A 19692-nucleotide genomic window follows, 5' to 3' on the forward strand; every position below is an offset into this window, starting at 1 on the left:
GACCTTTCGGGGGTTACGCGGGCAACTGGACGGCCAGGGCGTTGCGGCGGACGTCCGACCAGGTGCGGGTGTCCACGCAGATGCCACAGTCCGGGCCGAAGAACTCGGTACGAGCTGCCTGGTCGCCCATGAGCTGGAAGCGGAACCACGCGGTCGTGGGCGCGGCGAACGGGCCCGGGTCGCCCACCACGGTGAAGTGGTCGGCCCCGCGCAGCTCGCCGTAGACGGCCGGGACGTGGTCGGCGTCGTTGTAGAACGCCTTCACCAGCGCGGGCGGCACGATGCTGTCGTTCTGACCGGCCAGTAAGAGCACCGGCCCGCGCACTCCGTCGACGTCGGCCAGCGGCCCGGGCTGGATGGGCACCACGGTGTCCACGCGCGAGTCCGCGCCCACGGTGATGGCGCCCGCCCCGCCCTGCGAATGGCCCGACGCCCCGACGTGCTCCAGGTCGACGCGGCCGTGGAAGACGCTGCCCGGGTCGGAGTTCCTCTGGGTGAGCAGGTCGATGCCGGCCCGCATGGAGATGCCGAGGTTGGACTGCGGGGTGTTGGCGGCGGCGACGATGAAGCCGTGGCTGGCCCAGTGCAGCAGCAGGTCGCGGTAGACGACCGGGAAGGCGAAGGTGCCGTTGCCCCACACGATCACGGGGTGGCGGCGGTCACTCCGCGCGATGTCGCGCGGGTAGTAGAGGGTGGTCACCGTCCCGACCTCAACGGCGGTGGGGTAGGGGCCGGCGACGCCATAACCGGCGGCGGCCGACCCGGACGCGGAGCGGCCGGTGGCCGCGCCGGCCGGAGAGGGGAGAGCGAGGATGAGTGCGGTCAGCGGAACGAGCAGTCTTCTCCACGGTCTTCTCGACGGTCTTCTCCACGCCACGGCGAGCTCCTGACGCCACGGTGAACCGGATGTTCACACCCTGTCTGATCGCACATCCTGAAGCAGGAACCGGCGGGCGTCTCTCCGCAATCGCGGCAATCATCGACGCCGGCGTTTGTGAGATCTCCCAACCGGTTACGCCACGTCTCTGACCGTTCGGTGGGTGAGGAGGTCGAGCACGCCTGTGGTGCCCTCGTCGCCGTGTCCGTCGGCGAGCCGCCGCGATCCTCGGCACGCGGAGCGCGGAATGACGACATGCGACCGTGATCATTTTCGGGCAGTATTGCCGCTCATGAAACTCGTGATCACTTTCGTGGCCGGCGCGGCCGTGCTCCTCGCGCCGTTACCCGCACAGGCCGGGTCGGCGACCGCGGAGGGCGCCGCCAAGAATCCCGTCTCGGCGCTCAAGGCGCAGCTCGTGGCCGGGCACGGAGTCCGGTTCACCGACGCGAGCGCGTTCGTCGGCAGCATCAACAAGGACCCGCTGGTACGCCGTACCGGTGTGGTTCAGTTCGGCAGGAAAGGCATCGTCGCCTCCGACGTGCGGGGCACGTTCGCCTCGCCGCTGTTCGAGGGGCACACCACCAAGCCCGAGCGGACGATCGTGATAGGCAAGGACGCCTGGCGGTCGGGCGGGATCCTGGCCGAGGACCTCCCGAAGGGCAAGACCTGGTACAAGACCTACAGCATGTTCAACGTGGGGACCGTCAGCAGCTGGTTCGGCCAGCTGGTGAGCCCGCTCGAGCCCGCCACGCTGGCGGAGCTGGTGAAGCACGGCAAGCGCAGCGGCTCCTCCTACCACGGCAAGATCACCTTCGACCGGCTCTCCGACATCTCTCCCTGGTTCAGGGGGACGATGGGGATGACACGTCCGACCGAGGCCACCATCACCTACACCCTCAAGGTCGACCGCAGGGGTCTGCCGAGCAGGCTGACCACCTCGTGGCTGGCCACCGACCTCGCGAACATCCCCGCATGGGACGAGAAGACGGTCGTGACCGAGACCCGTTACACCGGCTGGGGCGCCAAGGTCTCGGTCAAGCAGCCGCCCAAGAGCAAGGTCACCAGCGACCTCAAGGACTAGCGTCGGGGCCGGGAGGCCGGTGCACGGCTCGCCGCGCTTCGTACCAGGTGTCATCGACGGGCTCGCCGGCCATGTTCCAGCTCCACGAGACGGTCGGGGTGACGCGTAGGCAGCGGCCCGGGCCCACCAGCCCCACCCGTTCGACCGGCGGAGGTGAACGGCATGGCGTCTCCTCTCGGTACGGGCCGTCCCGGTGCGAGTCCCTTGGGACGGGTCTCTCTATTCAGACGAACGTCACCCGTCGAGAGCGACACACCCGCGCCAGAGCGGGCTCAAGAGGCGCGGATCGCTCAGAGCACCTCGTGGAGCCGGGCGGCGAACTCCTCCGGGTGCAGGCCGAAGCCGCCGTGGTCGCCGGGGAAGACGACGGGCGAGGCGCCCAGCCGCTCGGCCAGGACGACGGCGGCCCGGTAGGGAGGCTCGCCCTTCGAAGCGCCGCCCACCGCGGGCAGCACCCGCACCTGGGAGGCCCGCAGCGTGGCGAGGTCGGGGACGTACGTGGAGAAAGGCGGCACCTCGTAGCCGAGGAAGAACTCCGTGTTCTTCCCGAGGCGCGCCATCATCGCCATCGTCTCCGGATCCGGCTCGCTCCCGGCCTCGCTCCCCGGTCCGCCGCCCGGGATGCGCTCGGCGTCATCCCCCTGCTCGCCGCCGCTCATCTGGAGGCCGGCGGCGAGGACCCGGCCCGCGGCTTCGGCGCCCTCCTTCTGGAACGCCTCGTCCACGTCGCGCATGATGGCACGCCAGTGGTCGCGGTCGGGCAGCAGCTCGAACAGGGGCGGCTCGTGGACGACCAGGGTGCGCACCTGCTCGGGGTGACGGGTGGCCAGCTCCAGGCCGATCATCCCGCCGGAGCTGTTGCCGAAGACGTGGGCGGGCGCCTCTCCCGTGACGCCCACCGCCGACAGCACGCGGTGCGCGTCGTCGCCGTGGACCTCGATGCTCTGGTGCTCCGGCGGCCCGTCGAGCGGGCTGCGCGAGTTGCCGCGCCGGTCGTACCTCACCACCGTGTACCGGTCGGACAGCCGCTTGGCCAGGGCGGCGTACCCGGCGGCGTCGTAGACCCCGCCGCAGATCAGCAGCAGCACGGGGCCGGATCCGCCGACCTCGTAGTGCAGGGTCGCGCCGGGTACCGTCAAGGTGTTCATGGTCGTTCCTCCTCGGGGATCGCGGTCACAGGGGAGTCGGAGCCCGGCTCACGCTCTCGACATCCCCGTAGAGGGTTTCACCTCCGGCGCAGGGTGAAGTGCAGCATGACGGCGAGCACGACGAAGATGACGGCGCCGATCGCGGCGACCGTGTTCATCGCCGTGGTGAAGGCTACGCCGGCGGCCTGGAGCAGGTCCTCCGCCCTTTCGGCGGGCAGCCGGTCGGCCATGGCAGTCGCGGCGGCCACGTTCTCCCGGGCGGCGTCGTCGCCGGTCATCCGGTGCCGGTAGATGGCCGCCCCGATGCTGCCCAGCACGGCGAGGCCGAGCGTGGAGCCGAACATGTTGCTGGTCTCCGACAGCGCCGCCGCCGATCCGGCCTTCTCCGGCGGGGCGGATCCGACGACCATGCCGGTGCCCAGCACGAACAGCGGTCCGACGCCGAAGGCCACGACGGCGATGCCCGCCACCACGGGGATCAACGAGTCGCCGCCCGCCTGGACGACCAGGAGCAGCGCGACCGCGGACAACGCCAGCCCGGCCACCATGGTCGTGACCGGCTTCAGCCGGCGCAGCGCCAGCGGAGCGAGCAGGGTGCCCGCCGCGATGCCCAGACCCGTGGGCGCCTGCCACAGGCCGGCCTCGCCGGGGGAGAGCCTGATCACGCTCTGCACGTACTGGGTGGTCAGCAGGCTGGTCCCGGCCAGCGCGCCGGAGGCGATCAGCATGGCGGGCAGCGCCGCCCGGATGGCGGGCAGGGCGAACAACGGCAGGTTCAGCAGCGGATTCTCCAGCCGGAGCTGCCGGCGGACGAACACCACGCCCAGGGCGAGCCCCACCGCGATGGCCCCTGCGGCCGGGCCGCCGGGGCCGCCCACGGCCAGCTCCTTGATGCCGTAGATGACGGGCAGGACGGCGGCCAGCGACAGGGCGACGCTGGCGAGATCGAGCCGGCCGGCGTCCGGGTTGCGATACTCGGGCAGCAGGAGCGGCCCGGCCACCAGCAGTAGGCACATCACCGGCACGCCGAGCAGGAACACCGAGCCCCACCAGAAGTGCTCCAGCATCAGCCCGCCGACGATCGGGCCGAGAGCGGCGCCGCCGAACTGGCTGGTCGCCCAGAAGGAGATGGCGACGCCCCGCTGGCGCTCGTCACGGAACATGTTGCTGATCAACGCCAGCGTCGAGGGCGACAGCGTGGCCCCCGCCACGCCGAGCAGGACCCGGGCGGCGATCAGCATCTCGGCGCTGGTGGAGTACGCCGCGAGGACGGAGGCGGCGGTGAACGCGGCGGCCCCGGTCAGCAACAGCCTGCGCCGCCCGATGCGGTCGCCCAGCGTGCCCATCGTGATCAGGAACCCGGCGAACATGAACCCGTAGCCGTCGGTGATCCAGAGCTGCTGGGCGCCGCTCGCCCCCAGCTCGGAGCTCAGATGTGGCAGCGCCAGGAACAGCACGCCGATGTCCAGGGCCACCAGCAGGGTCGGCAGGATGAGTACGGCCAGCCCGGTCCACTCCCGCCATCCTGCCCGCAGGCCGGTCTCGGCCAAAGGTGCGATTCGCATGATGGGTCCTTCCTCGGTCACGTTCCGTGCCTGCGAGGCACCTGTCGTGACCAGGTCGGACCAGGCGGCCGTATCTCGACATGCGGCCGCACCCGCGGCGGGTAGGGGAGCTACCCGAACGGAGGTTTCTCCCGTTACGTACGGAACCGGAGGGGCGTTGCCGCACGGCCGCCGAGCGTCAGGCGGCGGGCAGCCCGCGTGCCTCGGCGAGAAGTTCGAAGGAGCGCAGCCAGGCTCTCCGGTCGGGAGCGGAGGAGACGGCGATCAGTTCGTCAGCCTGGGCGTGCTCGGCGAAACGGTCGAGGTAGTCGGTCACCTCGGCCGGGGTGCCGACGGCGGAGTAGGTGGTCATCTGGAGGATCTGCCGCCCCGCCGGGGACTCCAGGATGCCGTCGGCCTCCTCCGGCGTGAACTTCCGGCCCCGGCCGAGCAGCAGCCCGACCCGGTTGCGCTTCGTGGCCAGGAACTGCTCCTGCGCCTCGGCCGTGGTGTCGGCCGCGATGACGTTGACGCCGGCGATGACGTACGGCCGATCCAACTGCCGGGACGGCTTGAAGTCGCGACGGTACAGCGCGACGGCCTCCTCCAGAGCGTTCGGCGCGAAGTGGGAGGCGAAGGCGTACGGCAGCCCGAGAGCGGCGGCGAGACCGGCCCCGAACAGGGAGGAGCCGAGGATGTACAGCGGCACGTCGGTGCCCTTGCCCGGCGTCGCGTCGACACCCGGGATCCGGGACTCGCCCGTCAGGTATCCCTGCAGTTCCAGGACGTCCTGCGGGAAGCCGTCCGCCGACGTCGGGCCGCGGCGCAGAGCCCGCATGGTCTGCTGGTCGCTGCCCGGCGCCCGGCCGAGCCCCAGGTCGATGCGTCCCGGGTGGAGGGACTCGAGGGTTCCGAACTGCTCGGCGATGGTCAGCGGGGAGTGGTTGGGGAGCATGACGCCGCCCGCTCCGAGGCGGATCTTCGTGGTGTGCGCGGCCACGTGGGCGATGAGGACGCTGGTCGCCGAGGACGCGATGGTGGGCATGTTGTGGTGCTCGGCGTACCAGATCCGCCGGTAACCCCACTCCTCCGCGCGCTGCGCCAGGGTCACACTGGCTCTCAGGCTGTCGCCGGCCGTCTCTCCCTCGCCGATGTGCGCCAGGTCAAGGATGGAGAGTGGGAGAGCCATGGGGAACGAACCTTTCGCGGTGGACGAATCGGCGGAACGAATCGGCGGACGAATCGGTGGACGAAGAGGAGCCGGTGGGGACGTTTCACCTCGCCGTAGCGCGTACAACCCCGGTGACGTCACGGATATTTCGACCGGCCCCGGTCGTCACGCGTCCGCTCAGGCGCACCTGCCCGCCAGCCACCGGCGGTAGTCCCAGGTGTAGTTGGTCATCACGCTCCGCGGGGCCTGGTCGAGGACCTCCTGCCAGCGGGGCACGTTGAGGCGCCAGTCGGGGGCCGGCTCGTCCCACGCGGCGCTGTCGGTCCACGTGGCGGCCGACCCCTTGAGCAGGGCCGGGTGGCGCCTGGTGAGCTCGCCCTGGATCCACGCGTCCGTCGAGTAGACGAGGATCCGCTGGGAGCCCTGGCGTTCGAGGATCGGAGCGGAGATCTCCTTCCAGGCGCCCGCCGCGCGGGCGGGATCGGCCAGGATGTCCCTCATCCGCGGCTTGATCTCCAGCAGGGCGATCAGGCCGGTGGATCTGACGTCGCCCAGCCATTCCCGCAGCGCCCCGATGGCCAGGGTGACGACCGCCAACGAGATCCCGGTCCGCGTCCTGGTCATGGGCTGCTCCTCACGGGAGATTCGTCGACCGTGGAACGAGGCTATGAGGCCGTCCTCCCATGATCAAGATCATGCCGTACGCCTCCCTCCCGGTGTCGAACGCCCGCGCGCACGGCCTCGGGACGTGGCGCGTCCCGGTCCGGCCGTACGGGTGGGCCGCATAGGGAAAGCGCAGGCGGGAAAGGAAAGGGCCTGGATTTCGACGGGGTGGTCAGGAGGCCGTGGTGGCTGCTTCTCGGAGCATCTTCCGCCGCAAACCGGTTGAGCAGATAGCCAGCGAGCACGAGGGTGAGCTGTCCCGCTCGCTCGGCCTGTGGCAGCTCACCGCGATCGGTGTCGGCGGCATCATCGGCGCGGGCATCTTCGCCCTCGCGGGCGCGGTCGCCAACCAGACGGCCGGGCCTGCCGTTCTCGTGTCGTTTCTCATCGCCGGGGTGGCCAGCGCGGCGGCGGCCTTCTCGTACGCGGAGTTCGCCGGGATGATCCCGAAGGCCGGATCGGCCTACACCTACGGCTACGCCGTTCTCGGCGAGATCGTGGGCTGGTTCATCGGCTGGGACCTCCTGCTCGAATACACCGCCATCGTCGCGGTCGTGGGCATCGGCATCTCCGGCTACTTCGGCTTCCTCGTCCAGAATCTCGGCTTCACCCTGCCCTCCTGGATGCTCGGCGCGCCCGGCACCGGCGACGGGCACGTGGTCGACCTGTTCGCGGTGATCCTGTGCCTGTTGATCGCCTTCCTGCTCAACCTCGGCATCAGCGCGGCGGCCAGGTTCGAGACGATCGTGGTCGCCCTCAAGGTGGGCGTGGTGCTCCTGGTGATCGTGGTCGGTTTCTTCTTCATCGACACGGCCAACTACAGCCCGTTCTTCCCGTTCGGCATCAGCGGGGCCATCACCGGCGCGGCCACCGTGTTCTTCGCCGTCTTCGGCTACGACGCGATGAGCACCGCGGCCGAGGAGTCCAAGGACGCCATGCGGCACATGCCCAGAGCGATCATCTACTCGCTGGGCATCTCGATGATCCTCTACGTGCTGGCCACGCTCGTGCTCACCGGCATGCAGAACTACCGGGAGATCGACCCGGAGAGCGGATTCTCCTCGGCGTTCGCCTCGGTCGGCCTGTCGGGGCTGGCGTCCGTGATCGCGGTCGGCGCCATCATCGGCATCCTGACCGTCATGTTCACCTTCATGCTCGGCGTCACCCGGGTCTGGTTCTCCATGAGCCGCGACGGGCTGTTGCCGCGCTGGTTCGCCAAGCTGCACCCCGTACGCCGGGTGCCCACGCGCGTCACCTGGATCCTGGGCATCGCCTCGGCGGTGATCGCCGGATTCCTGCCCATCCGGGAGGCCGCCGAGCTGACCAACATCGGGATCCTGCTGGCCTTCGTGGTGGTGTGCGTGGCCGTGATCGTGCTCCGCTACCGCCGCCCCGACCTGCCCCGTGAGTTCCGTACGCCGGGAATGCCGGTCGTGCCGGCCGTCGGGGTGATCTTCAGCCTCTGGCTGATCACGTTCCTCGACCCGCTCACCTGGCTCCGCTTCGGCGTCTGGTTCCTGCTCGGCCTCGTCGTCTATTTCGCCTACAGCCGCCGGCATTCCGTGCTCCAGCAGCAGGAGTAGACCGCTCTCCCGCACCCCCGCCGGGAAGGGACGTCGACAACTTCCTCGCGCAGGCCGACCATGTCGCCAAGGACTTCGGCCGGGACTGGAGCCGGCAGGGGCTGGTGCTCTGGGGCATCGTCCTCAACCTCGTGATCGCCCTGATGGGCGGGCGTGCGGGAATGCGACACGGCGCGATTGTGAAGATCGCGTGGTGATACCGAGTTGGGCGAACTGGCTTCGCGCGCCAAGCATGGACGGTTAGTGTCACTCCGGACACGAGGAGTGATGATGAGCAAGCTTGCGCGGGCCGTGGAGCTGAAGGCAGAGCTGGTCCACTTCGCCACGTCAGGCAGGTTCGGGCGCGAGCTGAGCGCGGTGCTCGACCGCTTCTACGGCGGCGGCCCGCCGGCCGACGAGGCCGCCGCCTTCCTGCCCGTCGACTTCTTCGCCCACCAGCACCGCCTGCCCTCGGGCGAGACGGTCGTCGACCGCTTCGTGGCCGAGCGCGCGGGGCTCGACCGCACCGACGTCGAGCTGTTGCTGAGCTGGAAGACCGTGGTCGAGGGCGTGTTCGAGGTGCGGGCGGTCGACGGGGCGGCCGTGCTGCTGTTCAACCTCGTCGACGAGCTGGTCTACCGGGCGTTCTCCAACCTCGGGCAGGACGCCTTCGAGCCGCTCGCGCCCGGCATGCATCTGGTGGGCAGGCTGATCCCGCTCGGGGCCGACTGGTTGATCAGCGGCACTCCGGCGGTGCACCCCGCCGAGGCGCGGGAGACGCTGGTGTCCGTGGCCGCGCACGTGGCGCTGAACAACCCGGCGTGGGCGTTCCGCAATCCCGTGCTGCTGGCCCAGGCCCGCGAGGCGCAGCGGGAGCAGCGGCGGTGCTTCGTCGGCTATTTCGGCACCGACCTGGTCGTGCTGCTGGGTGCGGACGTGGCCGCGCTGATGCGGGCCTACCTGGCCTACCAGTCGGCCCGGCTGGGCGGGGCTCCGCCGGAGGCGCTGGAGCTGCCCGAGCGCGTGACGTCGGCCGACACGGTGGCCCTGATCTTCGACGAGGTGGGCGGGCTCGGCTACCACGTGGACTTCGGCCGGCTGGAGGAGCTGTTCGACGATCCTCGGCTGATCGTGCGGAGCGAATACCGCGAGTTGCTGTCCGCCTACCTGCGCGACGAGTCCGTCTCGCCGGTGCCGATCCAGCGGCTGGCCGAGCGGGACCCGGGGAAGGCGGGGGCGGTGTTCGCCGGGCTGCTCAACCGGAAGGGGTTCGACTGGGAACGCAGTGGCGAGCTGCTGCTGCGTACGCACAAGCCCGGCTACTTCAGCGAGCCCCCGCTGCCCACGGTCACTCCGATGACCGCCGCGATCGCCGAGCACCTGGGAGCCCCGGCTCGCTGACGCGCGCGCCGGGCTCGCCGGGCGGGCGGCCGGGTTACGCGAGCTCGACCGGCTGCACGGCGCGGCGACGCCCACGGCCACCGGCGCAAGCAGGCCGAGCACGCGGCACGGCCGGCGGAGACGGCGAAGGCCTGTCCGCGCCGGACGCGCCGCCGCCGCACCGGCTAACGGTCCTCGTGGTCGATGAGGTGGTCGAGGGCGCGGGTCACGGCATCGCCCAGCGGGCGGAACGCCTCGGTGAGCGCGTTGGCGAGCGGGCTGAAGATCTCGGTCACCTCGCTCAGCAGGTCTGGCTCTTTTTTCTCCGGAGGCGCCCAGCGCATGGCGTCGGCGCTCAACGTCTCCCATTCGTCGACGACGCCGTCGATGGCGTCGAGCACGTGGTCAGGATCGCTCGGCATGACCGTTCTCCAGGACGAGGAGGCGGATGGCGAAAAGAGGCGGATGGCGAAAGAGTGGATAAGCCCACGGTACCGCGCGTGCCCGGCATGATCCGCCCCGGCCGGGGGAGAGTTAGGCGGGGATCGAGACGCCCACGCCGCCCCGGGTCTGCCCGCCGTACCTCTGCCTGTCGGCGGCGAGGTCGAGCGGCCGGATGCTGCTGCGTGCGGTGAGCAGCTCTTCGGTGAGCAGGGAGGCGGGCACCAGCCAGGAGACCTCGAACTCCAGGCCGTCGGGGTCCTGCGCGTACAGGGCCTTGGTGGTGGAGTGGTCGGACGCGCCGACCAGCGCGCCGAGCTCGCTGAGCTTGGCCGCGATGCGCTCCAGCTCGTCGAGCGTGTCGACCTCCCAGGCCAGGTGGTAGAGGCCGACCGAGCCGCGGCCGGCCGGCGACGGCGCGGCCTGGGCACCGATCTCGAACAGGCCCAGGTCGTGGTCGTTGGTCGAGCCGGGGGCCTGCAGGAAGGCGGCGCCGCGCATGCCCATGACGACCTCGAAGCCAAGGGCCTCGCGGTAGAAGGTGACGCTGCGCTCGACGTCGCGGACGTAGAGGACGGCGTGATTGAGCCGCTGAACAGGCATGATGAGCCCCTTTCGTGGATTCCGACCCCAAGTATATGAGAGTTCAAGTAAAATGCCACCATGACCCGATGGCTGGACGAGAACGAGCAGCGGGCCTGGCGCAACTTCCTGGCCGCCACGCAGCTGGTGAACGAGGCGCTCGACCGTCAGTTGCAGCGTGACGCGGGGATGCCGCACGCCTACTACATGATCTTGGTGGCGCTCTCCGAGGCGCCGGAGCGCCGGATGCGGATGAGCGAGCTGGCCGTCCGGGCGCAGAGCTCGCAGAGCCGCCTGTCCCACGCGGTGGCGCGGCTGGAGGAGCGTGGCTGGGTGCGCCGCGACCGCTGCCCGGAGGACCGGCGCGGCAACTTCGCCGTGCTCACCGACGAGGGGTTCGCCGCCATCGCCGCCGCCGCGCCCGGCCACGTGGAGGAGGTCCGTCGGAGCCTGTTCGACGTGCTGACCCCCGATCAGGTACGCGCCCTGGACGAGATCTGCGCGGCGGTGCGTAACACGCTGGAGCGATAGCGCGAAACTGTCGGCGCGAGGCCGTACCGTTCTCCGGAGTCGAACAAGGAGACGGGGATGCACGACACGGATGAGGCGCTGTTCAGGACGGTTCACGGGATCGCGGGCCGGTTGGCGGGTCAGCCCGTGCACGTGGTGATGGACGCGTTGCTGAGCCAGTTGCCCGAGGCGCCCGGTCTCGAGGTGAGGGAGATCCGCCGGATCGCCGAGGAGATCAGCGTGGGGCGTGATCCCTCGGGCTTGTGATGCGGCGGCCGCTCGTGGAGCATCAGGGCATGTCCAACGTTGATACCGTTCGCGGGGTTCTGTCCGGCGGGCGCGCGTGACTCTCGTCGCAGGGGTCGACTCGTCGACGCAGAGCTGCAAGGTCGTCGTCCGTGACGCGGCGTCAGGCCGGCTCGTGCGCCAGGGCCGGGCGGCCCATCCCGGCGGCACCGAAGTGCACCCGTCCCACTGGTGGACCGCGTTGCTGCGGGCCGTCGAGGAGGCGGGCGGGCTCGACGACGTCGCCGCGATCAGCGTGGCCGGGCAGCAGCACGGCATGGTCTGCCTCGACGAGTCGGGCGACGTCGTGCGCGACGCGCTGCTCTGGAACGACACGCGCTCCGCCGCGGCCGCCGCCGCGCTGGTGACCGAGCTGGGCGGGCCGGCGGCGTGGGCCGACGCGGTGGGCAGCGTGCCCGTGGCGTCGTTCACGGTGACCAAGCTGCGGTGGCTGGCCGAGCACGAGCCCGAGCACGCCCGCCGCACCGCCGCGGTGTGCCTGCCGCACGACTGGCTCACCTGGCGGCTGGCAGGCGCCCTCGGCCTGCCTCGGTCCGACTGGGCCGACGCGCCCCCGCCGGCCCTCGACCGGTTGACCACCGACAGGGGCGATGCCTCGGGCACCGGCTACTGGTCTCCGGCCACCGGCGACTACCGCACCGACCTGCTGAAGGCCGCTTTCGGGTCGGTCCCGCTGCTGCCCCGGGTGCTCGGGCCGGTGGCCGACGCGGCGCCGGGGAGCCCCGTCCGTGTCGCGCCCGGCACCGGAGACAACATGGCCGCCGCGCTCGGCGTGGGCACGCGGCCCGGCGACGTCGTCGTGTCGATCGGCACCTCCGGCACCGTGTTCGCGGTGTCCGACGCGCCGAGCGCCGACCCGAGCGGCGCGGTCGCGGGGTTCGCCGACGCCACCGGGCGCTTCCTGCCGCTGGTGTGCACGCTCAACGCCGCCCGCGTCATGGACGCCGCGGCGCGGCTCACGGGTGTCGACCTCGACCGGCTCGGCGAGCTGGCTCTCCAGGCCCCGCCGGGCGCCGGCGGGCTCACACTGGTGCCCTACCTGGAGGGCGAGCGCACCCCCAACCTGCCGGCCGCCACCGGCTCGCTCCACGGCCTGACCCTCGCCACCGCCACCCCCGCCCACCTGGCGCGGGCCTCGATCGAGGGCATGCTGTGCGGCCTCGCCGACGCCCTCGACGCGCTCGGCTCGACGCCTGAGCGGATCCTGCTGATCGGCGGCGGCGCCCGATCGGAGGCGGTCCGCCGCATCGCCCCCACGGTCTTCGGCCGCCCGGTCCTGGCGCCCCCGCCGGGCGAGTACGTCGCCGACGGCGCCGCCTACCAGGCCGCCCGGCTCCTCGACGAGGAGGTCCACTGGTCCACCGAGGAGGCCGCCCCGTACGAGGCCCCGGCGGAGCCCGCCATCCGCCACCGCTACGCCGCCGCCCGCCCCCACGTCCTCGACCGGTCACCCTGACCATCAGGCCGTGCCGTAGAGAGAATGATCTTTAAAGCGGTCAGCGACTCAAGCCCTGTCCGTCCAGGATTCTCAAGCCCTAGTGGTTATCTCAGGGTGGGGTCAGGGGTGGGGCCTGATGGCTTGGGACCGCTAAAGCGACAAAGTATGGTCATGACCGCAGTAAAGAGGCTTTATCCGTTTATCGCATGCCTCGCGATCATGTTCTCCGTGGGGGCGATCGTGGTCGGGCAACTGGTGCCCGACCCCTACCTCGACCCGTTGAACGTGACCGTGAGCGAATACGCCGTGGCCGACCGCGGGGGCGTCACGGAGGTCGCGATGGTGGTGCTCGGGCTGGGGTCGCTGGCGTTGCTGGGCGGGTTGCGGGCGGCGGGGGCGCCCGTCCGGGGGGTGCCGGAGCGGCTGCTGATGGTGTGGTCGGGGGCGCTGGTCGTCGCCGCGGTCATCCCGACCACGCCGATCGGGGCGGACCTGACCCTGACGGCGCAGATCCACTGGTACGTGTCGATAGCGGCGTTCGTGAGCCTGCCGGTGGCGGCGGCCCTGCTGGTGCCGAGGCTGGCCGCCGACGCCGACTGGAAGCCGGTGGCCCGGGTGGTGGAGTGGCTGGCGCTGGCCGGAGGGCTCGGGGTGCTGGCGATCACCTACGTGGCGTTGCCGGGCGAGCGGGTGCTGATCGGGCTCGTCGAACGGTTGCTGCTGGGGGCCGAGGTGGCGTTGCTGGGGGTGCTGGCGGCGTGGCTGGTGCGGCTGTGGTGGATACGGACTGTCGGTAAGGCGGTGAATTTCACGACATATCACAGATTTCTGGCTAATGGATCTTAGGCTCACCTGTTTCGGTGCTATTCTCTCCGGCGATCTTCTATCCGGGAGCAGGTGTCATGGCATCGGGCAGATCCATCAGATTCAAGATCCTGACGCTGCTCATCGTCCCCTTGGTCTCCCTGATCGCCCTCTGGGGCTTCGCCGCGAGCATCACATCCGGTGAGGCGCTCAACCTGCTCAAGGTGCAGACCATCTGGACCGGCGTGGTCAACGACGCCGACGCGCTGGTCTCCCAGCTGCAGACGGAGCGCCTCGCCTCGGCCGAACGGATCGCCGGCACCGCCCCCGACGCGACCGCGCTCGCCGCCAGCCGGGCCAAGGCCGACCAGATCAGGCAGCGCTTGTCCGCGTCGGCGCTGTCGGAGGACACCCAGGCGGCCCTCACAGCGGAGATGAAGGGCCGGCTCAAGGAGGCGCTGGCCGCGATCGAGCGGCTACCGGAGATCAGGCGGCAGGTCGACACGGGCCGCCTCACCCCGGGCACCCTGATCACCGAGTACGCCACGATCCCCGACGCCGTGCACCGGCTCTACTCCACGATCACGGTCAGCAGCGACGTCGAGCTGGCCAGGCAGGCCCAGGGCATGATCGCCGCCGACGGAGTGCGCGAGCTGCTGAGCAGGGAGCACGCGCTGATCGTCGCGGCGAACGGCAGGGCGGCCATGCACGACGTGCACCAGCTCGCCGGCATCGACGGCGCGCGGACCCACCTGTGGCCCCAGGCCCTGGCCAACCTCGACAGTGACCTGCGGACCCCGTTCGAGAAGCTCGCCGCCACCTCCCGCTACAACACGATGGAGCGGGCCCTGGGGTCCGCCCTCGAGGGCAAGCCCGTCGACATGCAGCTCTGGCGCGGCACGGCCGACCCGGTGATGAAGGAGTACAGCCAGGTCGTCTGGGACGGCGCTGACCGGCTGCTCGCCAAGATGGAGCCGGCCGGCCTCAGCATCCTCGTCCGGGCGGGCATCGCCGGCGTGCTCGGCCTCCTGGCGGTCGTCTTCTCGATCGTCCTGTCCGTCCGGGTGGGCAGGCAGATCACCGGCGAGCTGGCCGGCCTGCGGAGGTCCGCGCTCGACCTGGCCGAGGTCCGGCTGCCGGGCGTCGTGACGAAGCTGCGCCAGGGCGAGGACGTCGACGTCGCGACCGAGGCGCCGCCCATCGCGGTGCCCGGACAGGCCACCAGCGAGGTCGCCGACCTGGCCATCGCGTTCGGCACCGTCCAGCACACCGCCGTGGAGGCGGCGGTCGAGCAGGCCAGGCTGCGGCAGGGCGTGTCGGAGGCGCTGCGCAACCTGGCCAGGAGGAGCCAGTCGCTGCTGCAGCGGCAGCTCAGGCTGCTGGACGAGATGCAGCGCGACACCGAGGAGCCCGAGGCGCTGGAGCGGCTGTTCAAGCTCGACCACCTGACCACCCGCATGCGCCGCCACGCCGAGGGCCTGGTGCTGTTGTCGGGCGGCGTGGCCGGGCGCCGGTGGCGCGGCACCATCCCGGTCGAGGACGTGCTGAACGGCGCCGCCGCGCAGGTGGAGGAGTACACCCGGGTCCGCGTCTACCCGATGCCCGAGTGCGGCATCTCGGGCGCCGCCGTGGCCGACCTGATGCACCTGTTCGCCGAGCTGATCGAGAACGCCGCCGCGTTCTCCTCGCCCGGCAACGAGGTGTCGGTCCGCGGCGAGCTCGTCGGCCGGGGGTTCGCGGTGGAGATCGAGGACCGGGGCCTCGGCCTGCCGCCCGAGATGCGCCAGGCCGTCAACGAGCGGCTGGCCAGCCCGCCCGACTTCGACCCGTCACAGACCGAGCGGCTGGGGTTCGCCGTGGTCGGCATGCTGGCGGCCAAGCACGGCATCGCCGTGACCCTCAGGCCGTCGCCGTACGGGGGGACCACCGCGATCGTGCTGGTGCCCGGGGCCCTGGTCGAGGCGCTGCCGCCGCCGATCGAGAGGCCCGAGCTGGAGTCGGTGTCCGTGTCGGTCGTCCGTGACGACCGGCCGGCGCGCGACCCGCGACCCGAGGGCGGGCTCCCGCGCCGGGTCCGCGTCTCCAAGCGCGGCGCCGAGGCGCGTTCCGACTCGGGACTGCCGCGCCGTACCCGGCAGGCCAATCTGCCCGAGCAGCTCAGGCAGCCGCCGGCCGAGCCCGCGCCGGAACGCTCACCCGAGGAGACCAGGGCACTGCTCTCCTCCCTTCAGTCAGGCTGGCAGCGGGGGCGCCAGGAGAGCGATCAGGATGGGGGATCTCTATCGTGAGCCGCGAGCCCAACGAATGGGTCGACGAGGAGGCCGGTCCGGTGGTGCGGCCGTACGCGGTCGCCCGCGGCCGCACCAGGCCCTCCTCACCGGCGATCGACCTGCTCGCGCACGTCTCGGCGACGGCGGAGCCGATGCCGCCCAAGGCCGAGCTGAGCGCACAGCACCGGCGGCTGATCGGCTCGGTCTCCGGCCGGTCCAGACCCGTGGTCGAGGTGGCCGCCGAGATGAACCTCCCGGTGGGAGTGATCAGGGTGCTGCTCGGCGACCTGCTCGACTACGGGCTGGTCGTGGTACGGCCGCCGGTCGCGAAGGCCGACATGGCCACGGAGAGCCTCCTCCGAGAGGTGATCAACGGCCTGAAGGCGCTCTAGGAGCCGGCCGTGGTCAGGGTGCGGAGCGAGTGCTCGACCAGCGTGACCATGACCTCCTTGGCCGAGGTGCGCCGCCGGACGTCGCACAGCAGCACGGGCACGTCGGTGTCGAGGTCGAGCGCGATCCGCACGTCGTCGACGCTGTGCCGGTCGGCGCCGTCGAAGCAGTTGACGGCCACCACGAAGGGGGTGCCGCGCTGCTCGAAGTAGTCGACGGACGGGAAGCAGTCGGTCAGCCGCCGGGTGTCGGCGATCACGACCGCGCCGAGCGCGCCGTAGGACAACTCGTCCCACATGAACCAGAACCGCTCCTGCCCCGGGGTGCCGAACAGGTAGACGACGAGGCCGTCGCGGATCGTGATGCGGCCGAAGTCCATCGCGACCGTCGTGGTCGTCTTGGCCTCCACGCCGTCGAGGTCGTCCACGCCGATGCCGCGGTCGGAGAGCACCTCCTCGGTGCGCAACGGCTTGATCTCGCTGATCGACCCCACCAAGGTGGTCTTGCCCACGCCGAAGCCTCCGGCGATGAGGATCTTCAGCGCGACGGGGTCCTCAGAGAGCCCGGAGTCCATTGATCACTTCCTTGAGAATGCCCTCGTTCGCGCGCGGCCTGGCCGCTGAGGGGGACTTCACCGAGATGAGACCGCCGTCGAGCAGGTCGCCGAGCAGCACCCGGACCACCCCGATGGGCAGGTCGAGCTCGACGGCCAGGTCGGCCACCGTGATCGGCTCGCGCGCTGCCCGCAGGATGAGCTGCTGCTCGGGTCCGAGGCCGTCCGGCGGGTCGCCGATGGCGCTCACGGTCGCGATGAGATCGAGCATCTCCCCCGAGGACCTCGTACGGCCGCGGATGAGAGCATAGGGCCGGACGATCGGCCCCGCGTCCTCATCCAGCCATTGCGGTGCATCCGTCATGGTGTGGTCGTTCGTGGATTGGTCGAGATGTGCTGTCCGACCCGCTTGACGAGCATCGCCATCTCGTAGGCGATGTGCCCGACGTCCACGTTCGCGTCGGCCAGCACGGCCAGGCAGGTGCCCTGTCCGGCCGCGGTGACGAACAGGAACGCCGACTCCATCTCGACGATGGTCTGGCGGACGTCGCCGCCGCCGAAGTGGCGTCCCGTGCCTCGGGCGAGGCTCTGGAATCCGGCGGCCACCGCCGACAGGTGCTCGGCGTCCTCGCGGTTCAGCCCCTTGGAGTAACCGACCGCGAGGCCGTCCGTGGACAGGATGACCGCCTGCCGCACCGCGGCGACCCTGGTCGTCAGGTCGTCGAGCAGCCAGTTCAGCTCACCGGTGTTGGTCGTCGGCACGCTCATGCCTCCCCCTCCTCATTTGCTTCTTCTTGTGCGCGCTGGGTTCCCCGTTGGAACGCGGAGAACAGATCGCGTACCTCGTCGGGAGAGCGTTCGGGTTTCCGCTCCGGCTCCGGTGGCGGCTTCGCCTGGAGCTGGGGTGCCAGACTGGCCTGCCGGATCCGGGTGGGCAGGCCCGCGTGGGTTCCGCCGCTCACCACGGCGAGCGCCTTCTTCCTCGTACGACTGGGCAGCGTACGCGTAGACGGCGTACGACCGGCCGGCGCGGCGGGCTCGTCCTGGTCGGCGGCCGGCAGCGCCGGCTGGCTGTTGACCAGCGTCCGGGGCACCAGCACGATCGCGGTGGTGCCGCCGAAGGGGGAGCGCCGCAGCAGCACCCTGATGCCGTGCCGCTCGGCCAGTCTCGCCACCACGAACAGCCCCAGCCGGTCGCTGTCGGCCAGGTCGAACTCGGGTGGGTCGGCCAGCAGTCCGTTGAACCCCGCGTATTCCGCCTCCGACAGCCCGAGCCCTCTGTCCTCGACCTCGATCGCGTAGCCGTTGCTCACCAGGTCACCCCGGACCTGGACCATGGCGTTGGGCGGCGAGTAGATGGTGGCGTTCTCGACCAGCTCGGCGACCAGGTGGGTGAGGTCGGCCGCGACGTCGCCGTCGATCGCGCTGCCCGGCATGGTCTCGACGGCGACGCGGGTGTAGTCCTCGACCTCGGCGACCGCGGCCCTGACGATGTCCAGCACGGGCACCGGTTTGCGCCAGGCCCGCCCGGGCGCGGCGCCGGACAGGATGATCAGGCTCTCGGCGTGCCGCCGCATGCGGGTGGTCAGGTGGTCGAGCCGGAACAACTCCTCCAGCCGGTCGGGGTCGTGCGTCCGGCGCTGCATGCCGTCGAGCAGCGCGAGCTGGCGGTGCAGCAGCCCCTGCTTGCGCCGGGCGAGGTTGAGGAAGACCTGGCCCACTCCCCGCCGCAGCGCGGCCTGCCCCACGGCGGCCTGCACGGCGGTGCTCTGCACGGAGCCGAAGGCCCTGGCCACGTCGGTGATCTCGGCCGAGCCGCTGACCTTGAGCGGTTTGGCCTCCTTCTGGACGTCGACCTCCTCGCCCCGGCGCAGGCGCTCGACGATGTGGGGCAGCCGCTTCTCCGACAGCTCCAGCGCGGAGGAGCGGAGCCCGGCCAGCTCCGCGGACAGGCGGCGGCCGAAGCGCACCGAGATGACGATCGAGGCGAGCACCGCGACGAGTCCGAGGCCGCCGGCGACGCCGATCCGGATGAGGGTCCCGGTGGCGGCGTCGGCGGCGCGCCGGGCCACCTCCTCCGAGGAGGACACGCCGAGCCGGTCGAGCTGGGTCATGACCTGGCCGATGGTCGCGTTCCAGGTGGGGGCGTCGAGCGGCGGCGCGCCGGTGGTGACGATCCGCGCCTCCATCAGGGTGAAGTCGCGGAAGATCGAGCTGGCGAATACCTGCTCGTACGGCCGGCGCAGCTCCGCGTCGAGTGCCGCCTGCCCGCGCGCGTGCATGAACTTGCGGGTGGCGGCGTACTCGGTGAACGCGGCGGCCTCGGGCGCGGTCAGCTGGTGGTCGATGAGCGCGCCGCTGATGAGCGCCTGCTCCCTGGCGATGACCTCCCGGGCGTTGCCCATGGTCTGCAGTGACGAGGCCTGCTGGAAGATCGCCAGGTCGGGCACGGAGACCAGGTGGTCGTAGAGCCGGAAGAGGGCGTCGAGCACGCGGTTGTACTCGTTCAGGCCGGTCAGGCGGGAGCTGAGGCCCGTGTCGATGTCGGCCCGGATGGCGGCGAGGCGGTCGAGCTCGCGGTTGAGGGTGTCGAGCGGGCCGCGCAGCTCGCCGCCGATCGCGTCGCCGGCCTCGGCGGTGGCCCGCCGGAAGCCGGTGACGGACTTGTCGGTGAGCGCGCGCTGCTTGCCGAGATCCTCGGTGAGATCACGCGTGGTGACCGCCACGGAGGAGCGGGCCCGCTCGGCCTGAAGCTGTAGTCCCAGCTCGGTGGAGGTGACCCCGACCGTTTGGTACAGGGTGTTGGACCGGAGCAGGGCCAGCCCGTCGCCCACGGTGAGGTTGAGCACGAATCCCCAGAGCACGCTCAGAGACAGGAGGGGTAACAAGAGTAATAAGAAGATCTTGAACCGAATTGACCGGTTTTGCGAGCCCATGTCCCAACCTCGGAGTCGAGGGATATTTCCACG

At 71.0% G+C, this 19692-nt stretch carries 20 protein-coding genes; 9 read left to right on the forward strand and 11 right to left on the reverse strand.

Annotation, left to right across the window (positions count from 1 at the left end; translation table 11 throughout):
• Nucleotides 1–13 precede the first annotated feature (13 nt).
• Nucleotides 14–877 (reverse strand): acetylxylan esterase, encoded by an 864-nt coding sequence (locus tag AB0C16_RS27800; protein ID WP_357686911.1) that lies wholly within the window; start codon nucleotides 875–877, stop codon nucleotides 14–16.
• A 292-nt stretch (nucleotides 878–1169) separates the two neighbouring features.
• Between AB0C16_RS27800 and AB0C16_RS27805 the strand changes: the two genes are divergently transcribed.
• On the forward strand, nucleotides 1170–1961 hold the full coding sequence (locus AB0C16_RS27805; protein WP_357686912.1) for a hypothetical protein: 792 nt from the start codon (nucleotides 1170–1172) through the stop codon (nucleotides 1959–1961).
• Between the two features lie 290 nt (nucleotides 1962–2251).
• Here AB0C16_RS27805 and AB0C16_RS27810 read toward each other — a convergent pair whose 3' ends face one another.
• The 4 genes from AB0C16_RS27810 to AB0C16_RS27825 all read right to left on the reverse strand — a co-directional run bounded on the left by AB0C16_RS27810 (nucleotide 2252) and on the right by AB0C16_RS27825 (nucleotide 6448).
• Nucleotides 2252–3109 (reverse strand): alpha/beta hydrolase, encoded by an 858-nt coding sequence (locus AB0C16_RS27810; protein WP_357686913.1) that lies wholly within the window; start codon nucleotides 3107–3109, stop codon nucleotides 2252–2254.
• Nucleotides 3110–3186: 77 nt separating this feature from the next.
• Nucleotides 3187–4674, reverse strand: a complete 1488-nt coding sequence (locus AB0C16_RS27815; RefSeq protein WP_357686914.1) for an MFS transporter — start codon at nucleotides 4672–4674, stop codon at nucleotides 3187–3189.
• A gap of 178 nt (nucleotides 4675–4852) precedes the next feature.
• Nucleotides 4853–5842, reverse strand: a complete 990-nt coding sequence (locus AB0C16_RS27820; RefSeq protein WP_357686915.1) for an LLM class flavin-dependent oxidoreductase — start codon at nucleotides 5840–5842, stop codon at nucleotides 4853–4855.
• Nucleotides 5843–6001: 159 nt separating this feature from the next.
• Nucleotides 6002–6448, reverse strand: a complete 447-nt coding sequence (locus AB0C16_RS27825) for a hypothetical protein (RefSeq protein ID WP_357686916.1) — start codon at nucleotides 6446–6448, stop codon at nucleotides 6002–6004.
• A gap of 224 nt (nucleotides 6449–6672) precedes the next feature.
• Between AB0C16_RS27825 and AB0C16_RS27830 the strand changes: the two genes are divergently transcribed.
• Complete coding sequence (locus AB0C16_RS27830) at nucleotides 6673–8070, forward strand: amino acid permease (RefSeq protein ID WP_357686917.1); 1398 nt, start codon at nucleotides 6673–6675, stop codon at nucleotides 8068–8070.
• Nucleotides 8071–8340: 270 nt separating this feature from the next.
• Nucleotides 8341–9450 (forward strand): hypothetical protein, encoded by a 1110-nt coding sequence (locus AB0C16_RS27835; protein ID WP_357686918.1) that lies wholly within the window; start codon nucleotides 8341–8343, stop codon nucleotides 9448–9450.
• Nucleotides 9451–9614: 164 nt separating this feature from the next.
• On the opposite strand, the gene AB0C16_RS27840 is transcribed toward AB0C16_RS27835, so the two are convergent.
• Together AB0C16_RS27840 and AB0C16_RS27845 are read right to left on the reverse strand one after the other, a co-directional pair.
• Entirely contained in the window at nucleotides 9615–9851 is a 237-nt protein-coding gene (locus AB0C16_RS27840) for a hypothetical protein (protein ID WP_357686919.1), read from the reverse strand.
• A gap of 112 nt (nucleotides 9852–9963) precedes the next feature.
• Nucleotides 9964–10473: a VOC family protein gene (locus AB0C16_RS27845; RefSeq protein WP_357686920.1), complete on the reverse strand. Its 510-nt coding sequence runs from the start codon at nucleotides 10471–10473 to the stop codon at nucleotides 9964–9966.
• A gap of 60 nt (nucleotides 10474–10533) precedes the next feature.
• Here AB0C16_RS27845 and AB0C16_RS27850 point away from each other — a divergent pair, with 60 nt between their 5' ends.
• The 6 genes from AB0C16_RS27850 to AB0C16_RS27875 all read left to right on the forward strand — a co-directional run bounded on the left by AB0C16_RS27850 (nucleotide 10534) and on the right by AB0C16_RS27875 (nucleotide 16172).
• The gene (locus AB0C16_RS27850) at nucleotides 10534–10983 is read left to right on the forward strand and encodes a MarR family transcriptional regulator (RefSeq protein WP_357686921.1); all 450 of its coding nucleotides are present in this window, start codon (nucleotides 10534–10536) and stop codon (nucleotides 10981–10983) included.
• Between the two features lie 57 nt (nucleotides 10984–11040).
• Nucleotides 11041–11229, forward strand: coding sequence for a hypothetical protein (locus AB0C16_RS27855; RefSeq protein WP_357686922.1), 189 nt, complete (start codon nucleotides 11041–11043; stop codon nucleotides 11227–11229).
• Between the two features lie 76 nt (nucleotides 11230–11305).
• Nucleotides 11306–12724 (forward strand): FGGY family carbohydrate kinase, encoded by a 1419-nt coding sequence (locus AB0C16_RS27860; protein ID WP_357686923.1) that lies wholly within the window; start codon nucleotides 11306–11308, stop codon nucleotides 12722–12724.
• 153 nt (nucleotides 12725–12877) lie between these two features.
• Nucleotides 12878–13552, forward strand: coding sequence for a DUF998 domain-containing protein (locus AB0C16_RS27865; protein WP_357686924.1), 675 nt, complete (start codon nucleotides 12878–12880; stop codon nucleotides 13550–13552).
• 56 nt (nucleotides 13553–13608) lie between these two features.
• On the forward strand, nucleotides 13609–15798 hold the full coding sequence (locus AB0C16_RS27870) for an ATP-binding protein (protein WP_357686925.1): 2190 nt from the start codon (nucleotides 13609–13611) through the stop codon (nucleotides 15796–15798).
• Nucleotides 15795–16172, forward strand: a complete 378-nt coding sequence (locus AB0C16_RS27875; protein ID WP_357686926.1) for a DUF742 domain-containing protein — start codon at nucleotides 15795–15797, stop codon at nucleotides 16170–16172. Before AB0C16_RS27870 ends, AB0C16_RS27875 begins: the two co-directional genes overlap by 4 nt.
• On the opposite strand, the gene AB0C16_RS27880 is transcribed toward AB0C16_RS27875, so the two are convergent.
• Genes AB0C16_RS27880 through AB0C16_RS27895 form a run of 4 tightly spaced genes read right to left on the reverse strand, consistent with a single transcriptional unit; the run spans nucleotide 16169 to nucleotide 19587 of the window.
• Nucleotides 16169–16744, reverse strand: a complete 576-nt coding sequence (locus tag AB0C16_RS27880) for an ATP/GTP-binding protein (RefSeq protein ID WP_357686927.1) — start codon at nucleotides 16742–16744, stop codon at nucleotides 16169–16171. The two genes, AB0C16_RS27875 and AB0C16_RS27880, sit on opposite strands and share 4 nt — an antisense overlap.
• Entirely contained in the window at nucleotides 16725–17087 is a 363-nt protein-coding gene (locus AB0C16_RS27885) for a DUF742 domain-containing protein (protein WP_357686928.1), read from the reverse strand. Before AB0C16_RS27885 ends, AB0C16_RS27880 begins: the two co-directional genes overlap by 20 nt.
• On the reverse strand, nucleotides 17084–17491 hold the full coding sequence (locus tag AB0C16_RS27890; protein ID WP_357686929.1) for a roadblock/LC7 domain-containing protein: 408 nt from the start codon (nucleotides 17489–17491) through the stop codon (nucleotides 17084–17086). Before AB0C16_RS27890 ends, AB0C16_RS27885 begins: the two co-directional genes overlap by 4 nt.
• On the reverse strand, nucleotides 17488–19587 hold the full coding sequence (locus AB0C16_RS27895; protein ID WP_357686930.1) for an ATP-binding protein: 2100 nt from the start codon (nucleotides 19585–19587) through the stop codon (nucleotides 17488–17490). Before AB0C16_RS27895 ends, AB0C16_RS27890 begins: the two co-directional genes overlap by 4 nt.
• Nucleotides 19588–19692: the final 105 nt, after the last annotated feature.

Source organism: Nonomuraea sp. NPDC048916, from assembly GCF_040649575.1.
In the GTDB taxonomy this organism is placed as follows: domain Bacteria; phylum Actinomycetota; class Actinomycetes; order Streptosporangiales; family Streptosporangiaceae; genus Nonomuraea.